The sequence below is a fragment of the Pseudomonas sp. Irchel 3A7 genome, assembly GCF_900187565.1.
Lineage (GTDB): Bacteria > Pseudomonadota > Gammaproteobacteria > Pseudomonadales > Pseudomonadaceae > Aquipseudomonas.
This window is the reverse complement of sequence record NZ_FYED01000011.1, coordinates 116,367-132,243: the sequence shown is the minus strand read 5'-3', so window position 1 is coordinate 132,243 and position 15,877 is coordinate 116,367. Positions and strand designations below refer to the sequence as shown.

Here is a 15,877-nt window from a genome sequence, read left to right as displayed (position 1 = left end):
GGAAGCTTTCATGGCCGTTGCCATCGATCAACCGGTTGCCGACTTCGAAGCCCCCGCCACCAGCGGGCAAACCGTCAGCCTGGCGGCACTCAAAGGCAAGCAGGTGGTGATCTACTTCTATCCGAAGGACAGCACGCCGGGCTGCACTACTCAAGGCCAGGGTTTTCGCGACCAGCTTGAAGCCTTCAAAGCAGCCAATACCGAAGTGTTCGGCGTTTCCCGCGACAGCCTGAAATCCCACGAGAACTTCAAGGCCAAGCAGGCGTTTACGTTCGAGCTGATCAGTGACAAGGAAGAAGCGCTTTGTCAGCTGTTTGACGTGATCAAGTTGAAGAAGCTGTACGGCAAGGAATACATGGGCGTGGATCGCAGCACGTTCCTGATCGACAGCAATGGCGTATTGCGTCAGGAATGGCGCGGTGTGAAGGTACCGGGGCATGTTGATGCGGTGTTGGCGGCTGCTCAGGCACTGAACAAGGCCTGATTGATCGGGCGCCTGTTCAGGCGCCTTCCCGAGCAGGCTCGGCCCACATTGGTGTTGTGTTCAGCACAAACTTGCCTGTGGGAGCGAGCCTGCTCGCGAAGGGGCCACCACCTCACCGAACAAATCAGAGCCACCCGTTACAACAACGGCGCAACTATGGGCTCCTTGCGCGGCCACGCGTCCAGCACGGCCTTGAACAGGGTCGCCAGAGGAATCGCGAAGAATACCCCCCAGAATCCCCACAACCCGCCAAACAACAAGACTGCACAGATGATCGCCACCGGGTGCAGGTTGACCGCTTCCGAAAACAGCAGCGGCACCAGTACGTTGCCATCCAGTGTCTGAATGATCCCGTAGACCGCCATCAAATAGATGAACTGATCGCTCCAGCCCCACTGGAACAGCGCGATCAAAAGCACCGGAACGGTCACCACCACGGCCCCGACGTAGGGCACCACCACCGACACACCGACCAGCAACGCCAACAGCGCCGCGTAGTTGAGTTCCAGAACGACGAAGGCGATGTAAGTCACACCACCACAAATGAAGATCTCGATGACCTTGCCGCGAATGTAATTGGCGATCTGCCGGTTCATTTCATGGGCGACACGGGTGATCAGCGCTCGCTCGCGAGGCAGGTAGCCGCGCACCCATTGACCGATCATCGCCCGATCCTTGAGGAAGAAAAACACCAAGATCGGCACCAGCACCAGATAGATCATGATGTTGACCAGCAGCGGCAGGCTCGACAGCGAGAACGTCAGCGCCCACTGCCCAAACTTGCCAATCTCGCCCCGCGCCACTTCGATGGCTTGCAACACCTGCTCGTCGGAAACGAGATGCGGATAGCGTTCCGGCAGCAACAATAGCAGCGACTGCCACTTGGCGAGCATGCCCGGCAACTCGTTGAACAAGGTGATCAGTTGATGCCAGAGCAGCGGCACCACGACCACGATGAACACCAGCAGCACGCCCATGAACAACGCAAAGACCAGACCCACCGCTACCCCGCCCGGCACACGCAGGCGCTCCAGGGTCAGCACCAGCCCTTGCATCAGGTACGCCAGCACCATCCCGGCCAGTACCGGCGCCAGCATCCCGCCCAAGGTCAGCACGGCGGTGAACGCCAGGACCAGCAGAACCGCCAGAACCACAGCTTCTTCATCGGAGAAGTAGCGCTGAATCCAGTCGCGCAACACTTTGAACATCAATAATCCTTAAGAACAAATGCCGCAGGTTTCAGGCTTTTTTCAACCAATAGCGGTACACGCCCGCCTCATCTTCTTCACGAAGCAGCGTATGACCGGCCAATCGGGCAAAGGTGCGAAAATCGCGCTGCGAGCCCGCATCGGTGGCAATCACCTTGAGCACCGCACCACTGACCATACGGTTGAGTTCCATCTTGGCCTTGAGCAACGGCAACGGGCAATTCAAGCCACTGGCGTCCAGTTCAACGTCATGGGCTACAGCGTCGGTCATTGCATCACTCCGGTTCAGGTGGTTGAGCTGCCTAGAATATCTGGTCGCGAGGCTGGTGTCCGGCTACAGTAAGGTCTTTGTCGACTAAGGCTTTGTGCATGACTTTTTTGCGCCCTACCCTGCTGACGCTCGCTTGCCTGCTCGCCTCACCGGGCTTCGCCGACGACCTGCCGTCACTCGGTGACGCCAGTTCTGCCATCGTCTCGCCGCAGCAGGAATACCAGTTGGGCCGCGCGTGGCTGGCCCTTTTGCGCAGCCAGGTGTCGCAGCTCAACGACCCCCAACTCAAGGACTATGTCGAATCCAGCGTCTACCGGCTGGTGGAGACCAGCCAGGTCAATGACCGGCGCCTGGAATTCATCCTGATCAACAGCCCGCAACTCAACGCCTTTGCGGCGCCGGGCGGGATCGTCGGGGTGAACGGTGGCTTGTTCCTCAATGCCCAGACTGAAGGCGAATATGCCTCGGTACTGGCTCACGAATTGGCTCACTTGTCGCAGCGCCACTTTGCCCGTGGCGTAGAAGCCCAACAACGCATGCAAGTGCCGATGATGGCTGCGCTGCTGGCCGGGATCGTGATTGCCGCGGCCGGTGCCGGCGATGCCGGGATCGCCGCCATTGCGGGGACACAGGCTGCAGCGATTCAGGAACAGCGGCGTTTCTCGCGTCAGAACGAACAGGAAGCCGACCGTATCGGCATCCTCAATCTGGAAAAGGCCGGTTACGACCCACGCTCGATGCCCTCGATGTTCGAGCGCCTGGGTCGTCAATACCGCTTCGACGCCAAGCCACCGGAATTCCTGCTGACTCACCCGGTGACGGAATCGCGTATCGCCGACACCCGCAACCGCGCCGAACAGGCCAAACCGGGCGGTATCGAAGACACCCTGCGCTATCAGCTGATTCGCGCACGGGTCCAGCTGATCTATGAGGAAACCCCTGGATTGGGCGCCAAGCGTTTTCGAGCGCAACTGGATGAAAATCCGAAAAGCGATGTCGCTCGCTACGGCCTGGCAATCGCCCAGATCAAGGGCGGGCAGTTGAACGAAGCACGGGAAAATCTAAAGCTGCTGCTGGCCAAATCGCCAAACGAGATCATTTACAACCTCGCGCAAATCGATCTGGATATCACCAACAATCGCCTGGCGGACGCGCAAGGCCGGGTAGACCGGATGCTGACCCAGTACCCCGGCAACTATCCGCTGAACCAGGTGCGCGTCGACCTGCTGCTGAAACAGAACCGCGCCGCCGATGCCGAAAAAGCGCTGGAAGGCCTGCTCAAGTCGCGTCCGGACGATCCGGACGTGTGGTACCAGGTAGCCGAGACTCGTGGCCTGTCAGGCAACATTATCGGCCTGCATCAGGCACGTGCCGAGTACTTCGCTCTGGTCGGTGACTATCGCCAGGCTATCCAGCAACTGGATTTCGCCAAACGCAAGGCCGGCAGCAACTTCCCGCTGTCATCGCGAATCGATGCCCGTCAGCGAGAGTTGATGGAACAGGAGCGGATGATCAAGGACATGATGGGCTGACGGCTTCGGAAATCATTGATTTCAGGCACAAAAAAACCGCCTCTTTCGAGGCGGTTTTTTATTCAGCCAGCAACCGGATTATTCAGCCAGTTTGAACGTAATGAAGCTGGCGCGACCTTGGCGCAGAACCCGCATCGACACCGAGCGATTCTTCGGCAGCGCCTTGGCGATGTCGGTGAATTGCTGAGTGGACTCGATGGCCTGATTGTTCAGGTGAGTAATGACATCGCCCGGCTGCAAGCCGATCATGGCAGCAGGACCGTCCTGAACCTCCTTGATCACCACACCGCCTTTGAGGTCGTAGGCTTTCTTTTGCTCCGCGGTCAGCTCGACGACGGAAACACCGAGACGATTACTGCTGCTCTCGACGCCCGATTTCGGTAGTGCACCCAGCTCTTTGTCCTCGTCTGGAATGGCGCCAACCGTCAGCTCGACGTTCTTGCGCTTGCCTTCACGAATCACTTCCAGGTTGGCCTTGGAGCCAGCCTTCAGCGCACCCACCAGATGTGGCAGATCGGCGGACATCACGATGGGTTGACCATTCATGCTCAGGATCACGTCGCCAACTAGCAGGCCACCCTTGGCTGCCGGGCCGTCATCCTGGATCTGGGCGACCAGCGCACCGGCCGGCTTATCCAGGCCGAATGACTCGGCCAGATCCTTGTTCACTTCCTGGATCACCACGCCCAGCCAGCCCCGGCTGACTTTGCCACCGCTTTTCAGCTGATTGGAAACGTCCATGGCCACATCGATAGGAATCGCGAACGACACACCCATGAAGCCGCCGGAACGGGTGTAGATCTGCGAGTTGATCCCGATCACCTCGCCATTCAGGTTGAACAGCGGTCCACCGGAGTTACCCGGGTTAATCGGCACGTCGGTCTGGATGAACGGCACATAGTTTTCGTTCGGCAGGCTGCGGCCGACGGCACTGACGATGCCTTGGGTCACCGTGTGGTCAAAGCCGAATGGCGAACCGATCGCCACGACCCATTGACCGGCCTTCAGATCCTGGGACTTGCCGAGTTTCAACACGGGCAGATCCTTGCCTTCGATTTTCAGCAGTGCCACGTCGGAGCGCGGGTCGGTGCCGATCAACTTGGCTTTCATTTCGCTGCGGTCAGCGAGACGGACGAGAATCTCGTCGGCATCGGCAATCACGTGGTTGTTGGTCAGGATGTAGCCGTCAGGCGAGATGATGAAACCCGATCCCAGGGACTGGGCTTCACGCTGACGATCACCGCGGGGTGTGCGCGGTTGTGGCGGCATGCCACGCTCAAAAAACTCGCGCAGCATCGGTGGCAAGCCTTCGAGATCGGGCATCGGCTGGTTCACTTTGCGGTCCGGCAGTTTCTGCGTGGTACTGATGTTCACAACTGCCGGTGAAGCTTGCTCGACCAGCTGCGTGAAGTCAGGCAATTCGACCGCTTGTGCGGCGACCGCGTGACCGAGCACCAGCACGGTGGCAAAAATGGAGAGATAAGACTTCAAACGTGGTATCGACATACGGCTCCCGTTACGACGAGCATGGTTAAGCGATATGGATCAAGGAACACCGGGAAAGATACGCCGGTATTTTTGTTCCGGGAACAACAAACAAGGCCAGAGCCGAGGGGCTCTGACCTATAAAAAATTTGGGAGGGATTTGCAAATTGAAATGCTCACGAAACATTTCGATTTCAGCTCACTGCTTGCTGGCAGCGGCATCAGTACGCATGGATAACGCAATTCGCTCCGCGGTGCCTGCCGGAATTTCGCCTACCACGGTCACCATCATCTCGCCTTGTGGTGTGGTCAAGCGCCTGGAAACCGCAACGGTGGGACCCAACTGAGTTCGAGTGTCGATGACGGCAGCGCCATTCAAAGGCTCCAGGAACACCGAAAATCGCGCCAGGCCATCATCATAGAGCAGGCTGCTGACCTGGGTTTTGGTTTGCGGATCCTTGCGTGCAGAACTGCTGGTCAGCTCAAAGCCGGGAGGCAACCAATCCGAATGCCAGACCTGTGCAGCCTTGATCGCCGAGGCCTTGTCGCTGGCGAGGTTGATTGGCTTGCAATCAGCGCCAGGCTGCAAATCACTGTCCGAGGGAAGATCGACGGTATCGAGTTGCGTGAACTGGAAGCGCTCCAGCAACTGCCCTTTGTCGTTAAGTAGTAACGATTTGAGCGGCAGGCCGGTTTCTTTATCCAGATGCAGTTCAAACCCGTAACGGTGTTGATCGCGGGGCGTCAGTGAAACAATCACTGCCGCACGCCCGGCCACGCGCGACTTGCCGATGACAGCAAGGTCATACCAGTTCTTGAGCTTTTGTGGATCGAGTGTACGAGCTGCGGAGTTTGGCGAATCCCCCAGCCCGGCTATCAGGGTGCCGCTGACGCATTGAGTATGACCATCAATGCGTACGACTTCCTGCGCTGAGCCGTCGAGCTGGAGCAAACGCTCGCGGACCTTTCCGTCCTGGACGCGGTGCCAGATGTTATGGGTAGAAAAACTACCGTTACGCTCGTAGACAAAAGTACCGTGAAAGCTTTGCTGCTGCTCGGCCTGACCAAGACGGGTCAACCAGTCCTGGGCTTCATCGGCGTGGGCTGGAACAACAAACCAGCCACTCAGCAGAAGCGAAAGTAGAGGTATGGCGCGCATGATCCTCCTTAACGGTTTTCCAGGCTTGCTGCACGCGCGTAAGGCAGAGCGCTCTCAGTACCTTTCAGTGCAGCCTGTTGAGCGTGTTGACGCAAGTAGCTCGGCAGACGTTGATCGTGCCAGCCCGGCTGACCTTGCAATACGCCGTTGGCCATAGGGCCAGTGGCTTCCGAACCCTCATTATAGCCTGCCAGAACAGCCGGGCCTTTTACTTGAGGAGCAGCCAGATTCTGTTGGGTCGACTGCTGCGCCAGTTCGACACCAGCGATCTCATCCTGGTTGTACAGACGAACACCTGCCAGTACGGCAACGGTCACCGAAGCAGCCACTGCCAGGCGACCCAGGCTGCGCCATGGACCACGGGAGACTTTTGCCGGAACGGTTTCGTCAGCCAGAGCTGCAGAGACGGCCGCTGCGATATCCAGGCGTGGAAGCAACAGATCCTTGTGCATCGCTGCCCGAGCGATCTGATAACGAGCCCAGGTTTCACGGGTTTCAACATCGTCGCAGGCACTCAGTACCCGACGCAATTCCAATTCGTCCGCTTCGTTATCCATCACTGCGGACAGCGATTCCTGCAGGGCTTCCCGACTCATGGCGTTCCTCTCTTGGCTGTCGCCGCTGTCTTTAGTTTTCCTGCAACAACGGCTGCAGGGCTTTATCGATGGCCTCCCGGGCGCGGAAAATCCGGGAGCGCACGGTGCCCACCGGACATTGCATGACGCTCGCAATGTCCTCGTAACTCAGACCATCGAATTCACGTAAAGTTAAAGCCGTACGCAAATCTTCCGGCAGTTGCTGAATGGTTCGATGGACGGTGCCTTCGATCTCATCCCGCAGCAAAGCCCGTTCTGGCGACTCGAGATCCTTGAGGCCATGATCGCCATCGTAGAACTCTGCATCCTCGGAACTGACATCGCTATCCGGCGGCCGACGGCCGCGTGAAACCAGATAGTTTTTCGCCGTGTTAATGGCGATGCGGTAAAGCCACGTATAAAACGCACTGTCTCCGCGAAAATTTCCAAGCGCGCGATACGCCTTGATAAAGGCTTCCTGCGCCACATCCTGGGCTTCATGGGTGTCGTGCACAAAACGCACGATCAACCCGAGAATTTTGTGCTGGTATTTCAGCACTAGCAGATCGAAAGCACGCTTGTCGCCGCGCTGAACGCGTTCGACCAGCTGCTGATCCTCTTCCTGGGTTAGCATGAACACTCCTCGATAAGCTCGGAGGAGGCTTGCATCACTAAACGACCGGGCTTGCAAACATAGACTCGGGCTTTTCGCAAAAGTTCTCCCCCTCCAGGCAAGTTTCCTGCGGCCTCTGAACCGGCACGCACGAAAAGCGCAGCGCGAGATGCCCCGGCTGCGCGAATAATCTTGTCATCGGATTCGCGACAAGGATCCAGCTGCAGATCCTCCACTGAAACCGACACTGTCCCTTTTATCAGGCAACCGTCTATTGATCTTGGGCCTTTGGCAAAAGTTCCAAATATTTATAGCTGCGCGAATCCGACATTGTGCAACCATGAAGCGAAAAAGACTGTTAAATCCACGATACAGTCCTCTTGTCGCCGAACCGACCAAATATCCATCCGACGAAGCGTCCGGTTTTTTCCGTCACAGTAGTTTCACAATGCCATATGGACCCGGCTATTGTGCCGCTCCCCCCCTCTATATACTAGTGGGCTGTGCGGTTGCCTGACCTTGCATGTCCAGATGTCCAGCGCCTCCCCCGACCCGGGTCGCCTTGAGCGGAATCCTGAAATGAGCCAACAGTTTCAACACGATGTTCTGGTAATTGGCAGCGGTGCTGCCGGCTTGAGCCTTGCGCTGACCTTGCCCGGTCATTTGCGCATCGCCGTACTGAGCAAAGGCGACCTCGCCAACGGCTCGACGTTCTGGGCCCAGGGCGGCGTCGCTGCCGTGCTGGACGACACCGACACTGTCGAATCCCACGTCGACGACACGCTCAATGCCGGCGGCGGCCTGTGCCACGAAGACGCCGTGCGCTTTACCGTCGAGCACAGTAAAGAAGCGATTCAATGGCTGATCGATCAGGGCGTACCCTTTACCCGCGATGAACAGTCCGGCACTGAAGATGGCGGATTCGAATTCCACCTCACTCGCGAAGGCGGCCACAGTCATCGACGGATCATTCATGCCGCCGATGCCACCGGTGCGGCCATTTTCAGGACTCTACTGACCCAAGCCACACAGCGGCCGAACATCGAACTGCTGGAACAGCGGGTGGCTATCGACCTGATCACGGAAAAACGCCTCGGACTCGAGGGCGATCGCTGCCTGGGTGCCTATGTGCTCAATCGCGGCACCGGCGAAGTCGACACCTATGGCGCCCGTTTCGTGATCCTCGCTTCCGGCGGCGCAGCCAAGGTTTACCTCTACACCAGCAATCCCGACGGCGCGTGCGGTGACGGTATCGCCATGGCCTGGCGTTCGGGCTGTCGGGTGGCGAACCTGGAATTCAACCAGTTCCACCCCACTTGCCTGTATCACCCGCAAGCCAAGAGCTTCCTGATCACCGAAGCCCTGCGCGGCGAAGGTGCGCACCTGAAACTGCCCAACGGCGAGCGTTTCATGCAGCGCTTCGATCCAAGGGCCGAACTCGCCCCGAGGGACATCGTCGCACGGGCCATCGACCATGAAATGAAGCGTCTGGGCGTCGATTGCGTTTACCTGGACATCAGCCACAAATCCGAAGCGTTCATCAAGTCGCACTTCCCGACCGTATACGAACGCTGCCTCGAGTTTTCCATCGACATCACCAAACAACCGATTCCAGTGGTGCCGGCGGCGCACTACACCTGTGGCGGCGTCATGGTCGACCAGCAAGGCCGCACCGATGTGCCGGGGCTGTACGCGATTGGCGAAACCAGCTTCACGGGCCTGCACGGCGCCAATCGCATGGCCAGTAACTCCTTGCTGGAATGTTTTGTTTACGCCCGTTCGGCGGCGGCAGACATCATGGAGCAGCTGCCGCAGGTTTCTGCCCCTGTCGCCCTGCCCGCCTGGGATGCGAGCCAGGTGACCGACTCTGATGAAGATGTGATCATTGCGCACAACTGGGATGAACTGCGGCGCTTCATGTGGGACTACGTCGGCATCGTGCGTACCAACAAGCGCTTGCAGCGGGCCCAGCATCGAGTACGCCTGCTGCTCGATGAAATCGACGAGTTCTACAGCAACTACAAAGTCAGCCGGGACTTGATCGAACTGCGCAACCTGGCCCAGGTCGCCGAACTGATGATCCTCTCAGCCATGGAACGCAAGGAAAGTCGAGGCCTGCATTACACACTCGACTATCCGAACATGTTGCCAGTGGCCCTGGACACTATTCTGGTGCCGCCCACCTACGCCGACTGAACTTGAGCCGGACCCGCAGGCGTCGGTGCAGATCCGCCGCCTGCGAATCCCGGGGCACGCAAATGGCCCTGACTCGCCGCTCACCGCGCAAACGAAAGCGCAGCACAACGAGCCATGGCAATGCCAGGCTGTCCGGCCTCATCTGTACCGGCTGCCACCCCGCTGCCTGACTCCACAACTGCCAGCCCTCGGCGTCGCGTCGCAAGCCACGGAACGCGTGTGGATGCGTCAGCAGTATCTGTCGTGGCAGCGTCCAGGTGGCGTGCAGCAGGCAGCAAAAAGCGCCGAACAGACAAGCCCAGAGCGGAATAGAGAGTAGAAACAACGCACCCAGCACAGACAACTGGGCCAAAAGATAGGCCGCCAGCAAATGCCGTGAGGCATGCCAGCGGCATTCGAACGAATTACTTGGGCTGGACACGATCCAGGATCATGCGAACCATGCGCTGAAGCTCCGGATCTTCCGATTCGGCACGCTCCATGAACCAGCCGAACATGTCCTGATCTTCGCATTCGAGCAACCTGACGTAGCAGGCGCGGTCCACTTCGTTGAGGTGCGGATAGACCTCTTTCACAAACGGCACCAGCAACACGTCAAGCTCAAGCATGCCGCGACGGCTGTGCCAGTAGAGGCGATTCAGTTCAACATCTTCGACCATGGAGCGCTCCTCAAATAGGCCGCAAGTATACAGCCCCGCGCCTCATCGAACAGTCGGCTTTGGTCGGTCACCGACGATCCTTTGTGAACTACCCATTTCGAGGGCGCCCCCTTATCATGTCCGCCAGACTCTTTACCCTGCGATGACCCATGGCCGATTCTGCTTTTTTCTGCACGCTGTCTCATGAAGGTGTTCTGGCGGTCCGCGGCGCGGACGCCGGCAAGTTCCTGCAAGGCCAATTGACCTGCAATCTCAATTACCTGAGCGACACCCAGGCCAGCCTCGGTGCGCGCTGCACGCAGAAAGGCCGGATGCAATCGAGCTTCCGCATTCTGCTCGAAGGCGATGGTGTGCTCCTGGCCATGGCCCGCGAACTGCTGGAACCGCAATTGGCGGACCTGAAGAAGTACGCGGTGTTCTCCAAGTCCAAGTTGACCGACGAAAGCACCGCCTGGGTTCGCTTCGGCGTTGAACAGGGTGATGCAGCACTCAATAGCCTCGGGCTTGGGTTGCCGGCAGAAACCGACAGCGTTGCGCGCCACGACGGTCTGATCGCCATTCGCGTTTCGCCTGATCGTGCCGAGCTGTGGGTCGCCGCCGATCAAGCCGATGTCATCAAGGGCAAACTGTCCGCCCTGCTGGCCGAAGGTGATCTGAACCAATGGCTGCTGGGCCAGGTCCGCGCCGGAATCGGCCAGGTGATGCCAGGCACCCGCGAATTGTTCATCCCGCAAATGCTCAATCTGCAAGCCGTCGGTGGCGTGAGTTTCAAAAAAGGCTGCTACACCGGCCAGGAAATCGTCGCGCGCATGCAGTACCTGGGCAAACTCAAGCGTCGCCTGTATCGCGTGCAATTGGATGCCAGCGAACTGCCGGAACCCGGCACCCAACTGTTTTCCCCAAGCCACGCCAGTTCGATCGGTGAAGTGGTGCTGGCTGCCAGTACCGGTCAGCACATCGAACTGCTGGCGGTGTTGCAAGCCGAAGCGGCCGAGGCCGGTGATATCCACGTCGGCGCGCTTGACGGCCCTGCCCTGCATTTGCTCGACCTGCCTTACCAACTGGACCGCGACCGCGAAATCCAGCGTTAACCGCAGTATTTTTTGCGACACCTAGAGAAACGAAATGAGTGAGCTGGCGGAAAAGGTCCAGAGGGATTTGGTTGAGGCCATCGATAATGATGACCTGGTTCTGCCGACATTACCGGAAGTGGCGTTGCAGATTCGCAAGGCCGCTGAAGATCCGGAAATCAGCATCAGCACCCTGAGCAAAGTGATCGGCCGCGATGCCGCGCTGTCGGCACGCCTGATCAAAGTGGTCAATAGCCCCTTGTTGCGCGCCACCCAGGAAGTCACCGACTTGCACACGGCGATCACGCGCCTGGGCATCAACTACAGCAGCAACCTGGCCATCGGCCTGGTCATGGAGCAGATTTTCCATGCCCGTTCCGAAGTAGTGGAACAGAAGATGCGCGAAGTCTGGCGCAAGAGCCTGGAAATCGCCGGCGTCAGTTATGCGTTGTGCCGCAGCTATACCCAGCTCAAGCCCGATCAGGCAGCCCTTGGCGGGCTGGTGCATCAGATCGGTGTACTGCCGATCCTGACCTACGCCGAAGATCACTATGAACTGCTGTCGGATCCGGTCAGCCTCAACCATGTGATCGACCACATTCACCCGTTGCTCGGCGACAAGCTGCTCAGGGTTTGGGAGTTTCCGGACATGCTGGTGCAAGTGCCGCAGCTGTACCTGAATTTCAAGCGACAGTCTGGAAAGATCGACTACGTCGACCTGGTGCAAGTGGCCAGCCTGTATTGCCACAAGGACACCGATCACCCGATCTCGCGCATTGATCCTTTCAACGTGCCGGCCTTCATCAAGCTCGGGATCGATCCGGACAACAAGGCAATGTGCGCCGACCTGGAAGAAACGCGCTCGATGTTTTACTGATCATTGTGGGGAGGGAGCTTGCTCCCGCTCGGCTGCGAAGCAGTCGTAAAATTGCTAAATAGCAGTTTGTCCGGGATACCGCGGTGTCTGGATTGAGGGCCGCTTCGCAGCCCAACGGGAGCAAGCTCCTTCGCCACAAAAGCAGCATTCACTCCCCGGCAATAAAACTCACCCGTACTTTCAACCCCGCCCGCTCGCCATCGTGCAGGCTGATCTGTGCCAGGTGCGCGCGGCAGATCTCGCCGACAATCGCCAAGCCCAAACCAGATCCGGCCACTTGCTGGTTGCGTCGGTAAAAGCGTTCGAACACCCGGTCACGCTCCTCCAGGGGAATGCCCGGGCCATCGTCCTCGACCTCCAGCACCGCCGGCGCCGAGACCCGCAGAATGACGTTGCCGCCTGGAGGTGTGTGGGCCAGCGCGTTATCCACCAGGTTGCTCAACAGCTCGTTCAACAAGGTCGGCTCGCCCCGCAGCCATACCGGCTCGTCCGCTTCCAGCGCCAGCGCCACCCCGCGCTTGTGGGCCAGCGGTGCCATGGCCATGCCCAGTTCACGCGCCAGTTGACTCAGATCCAGCAACTGCGCACCGCCCTCGGCAATCGCCCGGGCGCCATTTTCGACCCGCGCCAGGGAGAGCAACTGGTTAGCCAGATGGGTCAAGCGATCGGTACTCTGAGCGGCGTTTTCCAGGGTACTGCGCCAGGTTTCGGGCTCGTTCGCCCGCAGGCCAAGCTCAAGTCGCGCCTTGAGGGCTGCCAGCGGCGTACGCAGTTCATGGGCGGCATCGGCGATGAATTGCGCCTGCCGCTCGAATTGCTCACGCAGGCGTTCGGTAAAGTGATTCAGTGCACGCACCAATGGCCACAGCTCATGCTGGACTTCCACCAACGGCAACGGACGCAGATCATCGGATTGCCGCTCTTCCACCGCCGTGCGCAAGCGCTCCAGTGGACGCAGCGCGGCGCTGACGGCAAACCACACCAACAGCAGCGCACCGACCGCCAGCATGCCCAAGCGCAGCAAGGTATCCGCCGCCAGGCTGCGCGCCATGCTCACCCGCGCCTCATCGGTTTCGGCAACACGAATTTCCGCCATGCCGTTCATGTTCGGTTCGCTGACCGGCTTGAGCAGGCTGACCACGCGCACGTTCTGCCCGCGATAGGTGGCGTTGTAAAAACGCGCCAGTGCCGGGTAATCATCGGTGCGCGGTGTTCCGGGAGGTGGAGCGGGTAGGTTTTCGTAACCGGAAATCAGGTTCTGGTGGATGTCGTTGACCAGGTAAAAAATCCGCCCGGCGCTGTCGTAGGCGAAGGTATCCAGCGCCACGTAAGGCACGTCGGCGCTGAGCGTTCCGTCACGTTGGGAAACACCTGCCGCAATGGTCCGCGCCGAGGCCAGCAAGGTCCGGTCATAGGCGGTGTCGGCAGCCTCGCGACCATTCCAATAGGCGCTCAAACCGCTGGCCAGCATCAACACCACCAACAACAGCGCCAGGTTCCACAGCAGGCGCCAGCGCAGGCTGCTGGGCTTATGCATCGCGGCTTTCCAGCAAATAACCGAGACCGCGGAAAGTCACGATGGCCACCGGTTGACCGTCAAGTTTCTTGCGCAAGCGATGCACATAGATTTCGATGGCGTCGGGGCTCGCCTCCTCGTCCAGACCGAAGACCTGAGAGGCCAGTTGCTCCTTGCTCATCACCCGGCCGGGACGAGCGATCAGTGCTTCGAGCACGGCCTGCTCGCGGGAAGTCAGGGTCAGCAACTCTTCACCCAGGGTGAAGCGCCGGGTGTCCAGGTCATAGGCCAGCACGCCACAGCGTTGCAGCCTTTCACCGCCCAGCACGCTACGGCGCAACAAGGCTTTGACCCGGGCTTCGAGTTCGGTGAGCTCGAAAGGCTTGGCCAGGTAATCGTCGGCGCCGAGGTTAAGGCCGTGGACACGATCCTTCACGTCGCTGCGCGCGGTCAGCATCAGCACCGGCAAGTTCTTGCCCCGCGCGCGCAGACGCGCCAGCACTTCGAAACCATCCATGCGCGGCAGGCCGACATCGAGGATCGCCATGGCGTATTCCTCGCTGCCCAGCGCCAGGTCGGCAGCCACGCCGTCGTGCAGCACATCCACGGTCAACCCGGTGCTCTTGAGCGCCTGGGCGACGCTTTCGGCGAGCTGCAGATGGTCTTCGACGAGCAGAACACGCATGGATCTTTACCTCATTCAGGGATGGTCGACGCCATTCTTTGGCGCGGAGTTTACAGCCACCTCCGCTGCTGTGAAGCCCGCAAAGCCGTTAAAGCCTGATGAAAGGTTAGCGAAAGGTTGGCTGGTTAGAGTCGAGTTACGGAATGTTTCAAGTTCCGTCGCTGCTGCCACACAGCGACCCGAAAAACGCCACGAAGCGTTTTCGACCAATAAGAACAATAAACGGAGTACGTCACCCATGCAGTCCTTGCAGACCCAGGCTTGCGCGCCTGCCCGCCTCTCCCGTTTCAGCCACACTGCCCTTGCCAGTGCTGCCGCGCTTGCCGGCTTTTCGCCGTTGAGCCAGGCCGATTTCATCGAAGACAGCTCGGCCACTTTCGAAACCCGCAATATGTACTTCAACCGCGATTTTCGCGATGGCACCAGCGCCCAACAGTCCAAGCGTGACGAGTGGGCCCAGGGGTTCATGCTCAATCTGCAATCGGGTTACACCGACGGCACCGTGGGGTTCGGGGTCGATGCGTTGGGCATGTTGGGGGTCAAGCTCGATTCCAGTCCTGATCGTACCGGGACTGGCCTGCTGCCGACCCACGATGACGGTCGCGCGGCTGACGAATACTCCAAATTGGGCCTGACCGGCAAAGTGAAGGTCTCCGCCACCGAGTTGAAAATCGGCAGCCTGATACCGGAATTGCCGATCCTCAAGCCAAACGATGGGCGCATCCTGCCGCAGACGTTTGAAGGCGGCCTGCTGACGTCCAAAGAGATCAAGAACCTGACCTTCACCGGCGGGCGCCTGGAAAAAGCCAAGGACCGCGACAGCACGGATTTCGAGGACATCGCCCTCAACAACAAGAACAGCCGTTTCGCCGGTACGGTTGCCGGCAAGCATTTCGACTTTGGCGGCGTGGACTACAAGTTCACCGACAAAATCACCGGCAGTTACCACTTCGCGCAACTCGATGAAGTCTATAACCAGCACTTCCTCGGTGTGATTGCCTCGCAGCCGTTCGGGCCGGGGACCTTCGGTACCGATTTGCGCCTGGCCATCAGTGATGACGAGGGTGCAGCCCGTGGCGGCAAGATCGACAACAAATCCCTCAATGGCCTGGTGAATTACGCCTTGAGCGGGCACAAGTTCAGCGCCGGCTATCAGCACATGTCCGGCGACAGCGCGTTCCCCTATGTGGATGGCGCCGACCCGTACCTGGTCAACTTCGTGCAAATCAACGACTTTGCCGGCGCCGAAGAGCGCTCATGGCAGGCACGTTATGACTACGACTTCGCCAAACTCGGCGTTCCCGGCCTGAGTTTCATGAGCCGCTACTTGAGCGGTGACAACATCAAACTCAAGAACGGTGATGAAGGCAAAGAGTGGGAACGCAATACCGAGATCAAATATGTCGTGCAAAGTGGCGCCCTCAAGGACGTCGCCCTCCGCCTGCGCAATGCCACTTACCGTTCCAATTATTCTGCTCGCGATGCCGATGAAGTGCGTCTGCTGGTGAGCTATAGCGTTGCCCTTTGGTAATTCAGTACGTCCATAA

16 protein-coding genes are annotated in these 15,877 nt (G+C 59.1%); 6 read left to right on the top strand and 10 right to left on the bottom strand.

The genetic code is table 11. The features are described from left to right. Positions 1 to 10 precede the first annotated feature (10 nt). The gene (locus CKW21_RS18985) at positions 11 to 484 is read left to right on the top strand and encodes a peroxiredoxin (protein ID WP_095195484.1); all 474 of its coding nucleotides are present in this window, start codon (positions 11 to 13) and stop codon (positions 482 to 484) included. Between the two features lie 137 nt (positions 485 to 621). On the opposite strand, the gene CKW21_RS18980 is transcribed toward CKW21_RS18985, so the two are convergent. Together CKW21_RS18980 and CKW21_RS18975 are read right to left on the bottom strand one after the other, a co-directional pair. Further along, positions 622 to 1,692 (bottom strand): AI-2E family transporter, encoded by a 1,071-nt coding sequence (locus CKW21_RS18980; RefSeq protein ID WP_095195483.1) that lies wholly within the window; start codon positions 1,690 to 1,692, stop codon positions 622 to 624. Between the two features lie 31 nt (positions 1,693 to 1,723). Continuing rightward, positions 1,724 to 1,963 carry a sulfurtransferase TusA family protein gene (locus CKW21_RS18975; RefSeq protein WP_095195482.1) on the bottom strand — a complete coding sequence of 80 codons (240 nt, stop codon included), beginning with the start codon at positions 1,961 to 1,963 and terminating at the stop codon, positions 1,724 to 1,726. Positions 1,964 to 2,061: 98 nt separating this feature from the next. On the opposite strand from CKW21_RS18975, the gene CKW21_RS18970 reads away from it, so the two are divergent. After that, a complete protein-coding gene (locus CKW21_RS18970) occupies positions 2,062 to 3,495 on the top strand; it encodes a M48 family metalloprotease (protein WP_095195481.1) in 1,434 nt (477 codons plus the stop codon). A gap of 78 nt (positions 3,496 to 3,573) precedes the next feature. On the opposite strand, the gene CKW21_RS18965 is transcribed toward CKW21_RS18970, so the two are convergent. The 4 genes from CKW21_RS18965 to rpoE form a co-directional block, all read right to left on the bottom strand. Then, positions 3,574 to 5,001: a DegQ family serine endoprotease gene (locus tag CKW21_RS18965; protein ID WP_095195480.1), complete on the bottom strand. Its 1,428-nt coding sequence runs from the start codon at positions 4,999 to 5,001 to the stop codon at positions 3,574 to 3,576. A 178-nt stretch (positions 5,002 to 5,179) separates the two neighbouring features. Then, positions 5,180 to 6,139, bottom strand: coding sequence for a MucB/RseB C-terminal domain-containing protein (locus tag CKW21_RS18955; RefSeq protein ID WP_095195478.1), 960 nt, complete (start codon positions 6,137 to 6,139; stop codon positions 5,180 to 5,182). An 8-nt stretch (positions 6,140 to 6,147) separates the two neighbouring features. Continuing rightward, positions 6,148 to 6,735: a sigma-E factor negative regulatory protein gene (locus CKW21_RS18950; protein ID WP_095195477.1), complete on the bottom strand. Its 588-nt coding sequence runs from the start codon at positions 6,733 to 6,735 to the stop codon at positions 6,148 to 6,150. Positions 6,736 to 6,766: 31 nt separating this feature from the next. After that, positions 6,767 to 7,348 carry an RNA polymerase sigma factor RpoE gene (gene rpoE / locus CKW21_RS18945; protein ID WP_003172477.1) on the bottom strand — a complete coding sequence of 194 codons (582 nt, stop codon included), beginning with the start codon at positions 7,346 to 7,348 and terminating at the stop codon, positions 6,767 to 6,769. Positions 7,349 to 7,906: 558 nt separating this feature from the next. Between rpoE and nadB the strand changes: the two genes are divergently transcribed. Then, the gene (nadB, locus tag CKW21_RS18940; protein WP_095195476.1) at positions 7,907 to 9,523 is read left to right on the top strand and encodes an L-aspartate oxidase; all 1,617 of its coding nucleotides are present in this window, start codon (positions 7,907 to 7,909) and stop codon (positions 9,521 to 9,523) included. Here nadB and CKW21_RS18935 read toward each other — a convergent pair. Beyond that, entirely contained in the window at positions 9,492 to 9,944 is a 453-nt protein-coding gene (locus CKW21_RS18935) for a protein YgfX (protein ID WP_095195475.1), read from the bottom strand. The genes nadB and CKW21_RS18935 overlap by 32 nt on opposite strands. Next, on the bottom strand, positions 9,928 to 10,182 hold the full coding sequence (locus CKW21_RS18930; RefSeq protein ID WP_007898624.1) for a succinate dehydrogenase assembly factor 2: 255 nt from the start codon (positions 10,180 to 10,182) through the stop codon (positions 9,928 to 9,930). The genes CKW21_RS18935 and CKW21_RS18930 overlap by 17 nt, the downstream gene beginning before the upstream one ends. 149 nt (positions 10,183 to 10,331) lie before the next feature. Here CKW21_RS18930 and CKW21_RS18925 point away from each other — a divergent pair, with 149 nt between their 5' ends. Beyond that, a complete protein-coding gene (locus tag CKW21_RS18925; protein ID WP_095195474.1) occupies positions 10,332 to 11,273 on the top strand; it encodes a folate-binding protein YgfZ in 942 nt (313 codons plus the stop codon). A gap of 34 nt (positions 11,274 to 11,307) precedes the next feature. Then, positions 11,308 to 12,129 carry an HDOD domain-containing protein gene (locus tag CKW21_RS18920; protein ID WP_095195473.1) on the top strand — a complete coding sequence of 274 codons (822 nt, stop codon included), beginning with the start codon at positions 11,308 to 11,310 and terminating at the stop codon, positions 12,127 to 12,129. A 148-nt stretch (positions 12,130 to 12,277) separates the two neighbouring features. Here the strand turns inward: CKW21_RS18920 and CKW21_RS18915 are convergent, their stop codons facing one another. Together CKW21_RS18915 and CKW21_RS18910 are read right to left on the bottom strand one after the other, a co-directional pair. Beyond that, on the bottom strand, positions 12,278 to 13,666 hold the full coding sequence (locus tag CKW21_RS18915; RefSeq protein ID WP_095195472.1) for a sensor histidine kinase: 1,389 nt from the start codon (positions 13,664 to 13,666) through the stop codon (positions 12,278 to 12,280). Next, positions 13,659 to 14,330: a response regulator gene (locus CKW21_RS18910; RefSeq protein ID WP_075947499.1), complete on the bottom strand. Its 672-nt coding sequence runs from the start codon at positions 14,328 to 14,330 to the stop codon at positions 13,659 to 13,661. The genes CKW21_RS18915 and CKW21_RS18910 overlap by 8 nt, the downstream gene beginning before the upstream one ends. 238 nt (positions 14,331 to 14,568) lie before the next feature. Between CKW21_RS18910 and CKW21_RS18905 the strand changes: the two genes are divergently transcribed. After that, the gene (locus CKW21_RS18905) at positions 14,569 to 15,861 is read left to right on the top strand and encodes an OprD family porin (protein ID WP_095195471.1); all 1,293 of its coding nucleotides are present in this window, start codon (positions 14,569 to 14,571) and stop codon (positions 15,859 to 15,861) included. Positions 15,862 to 15,877: the final 16 nt, after the last annotated feature.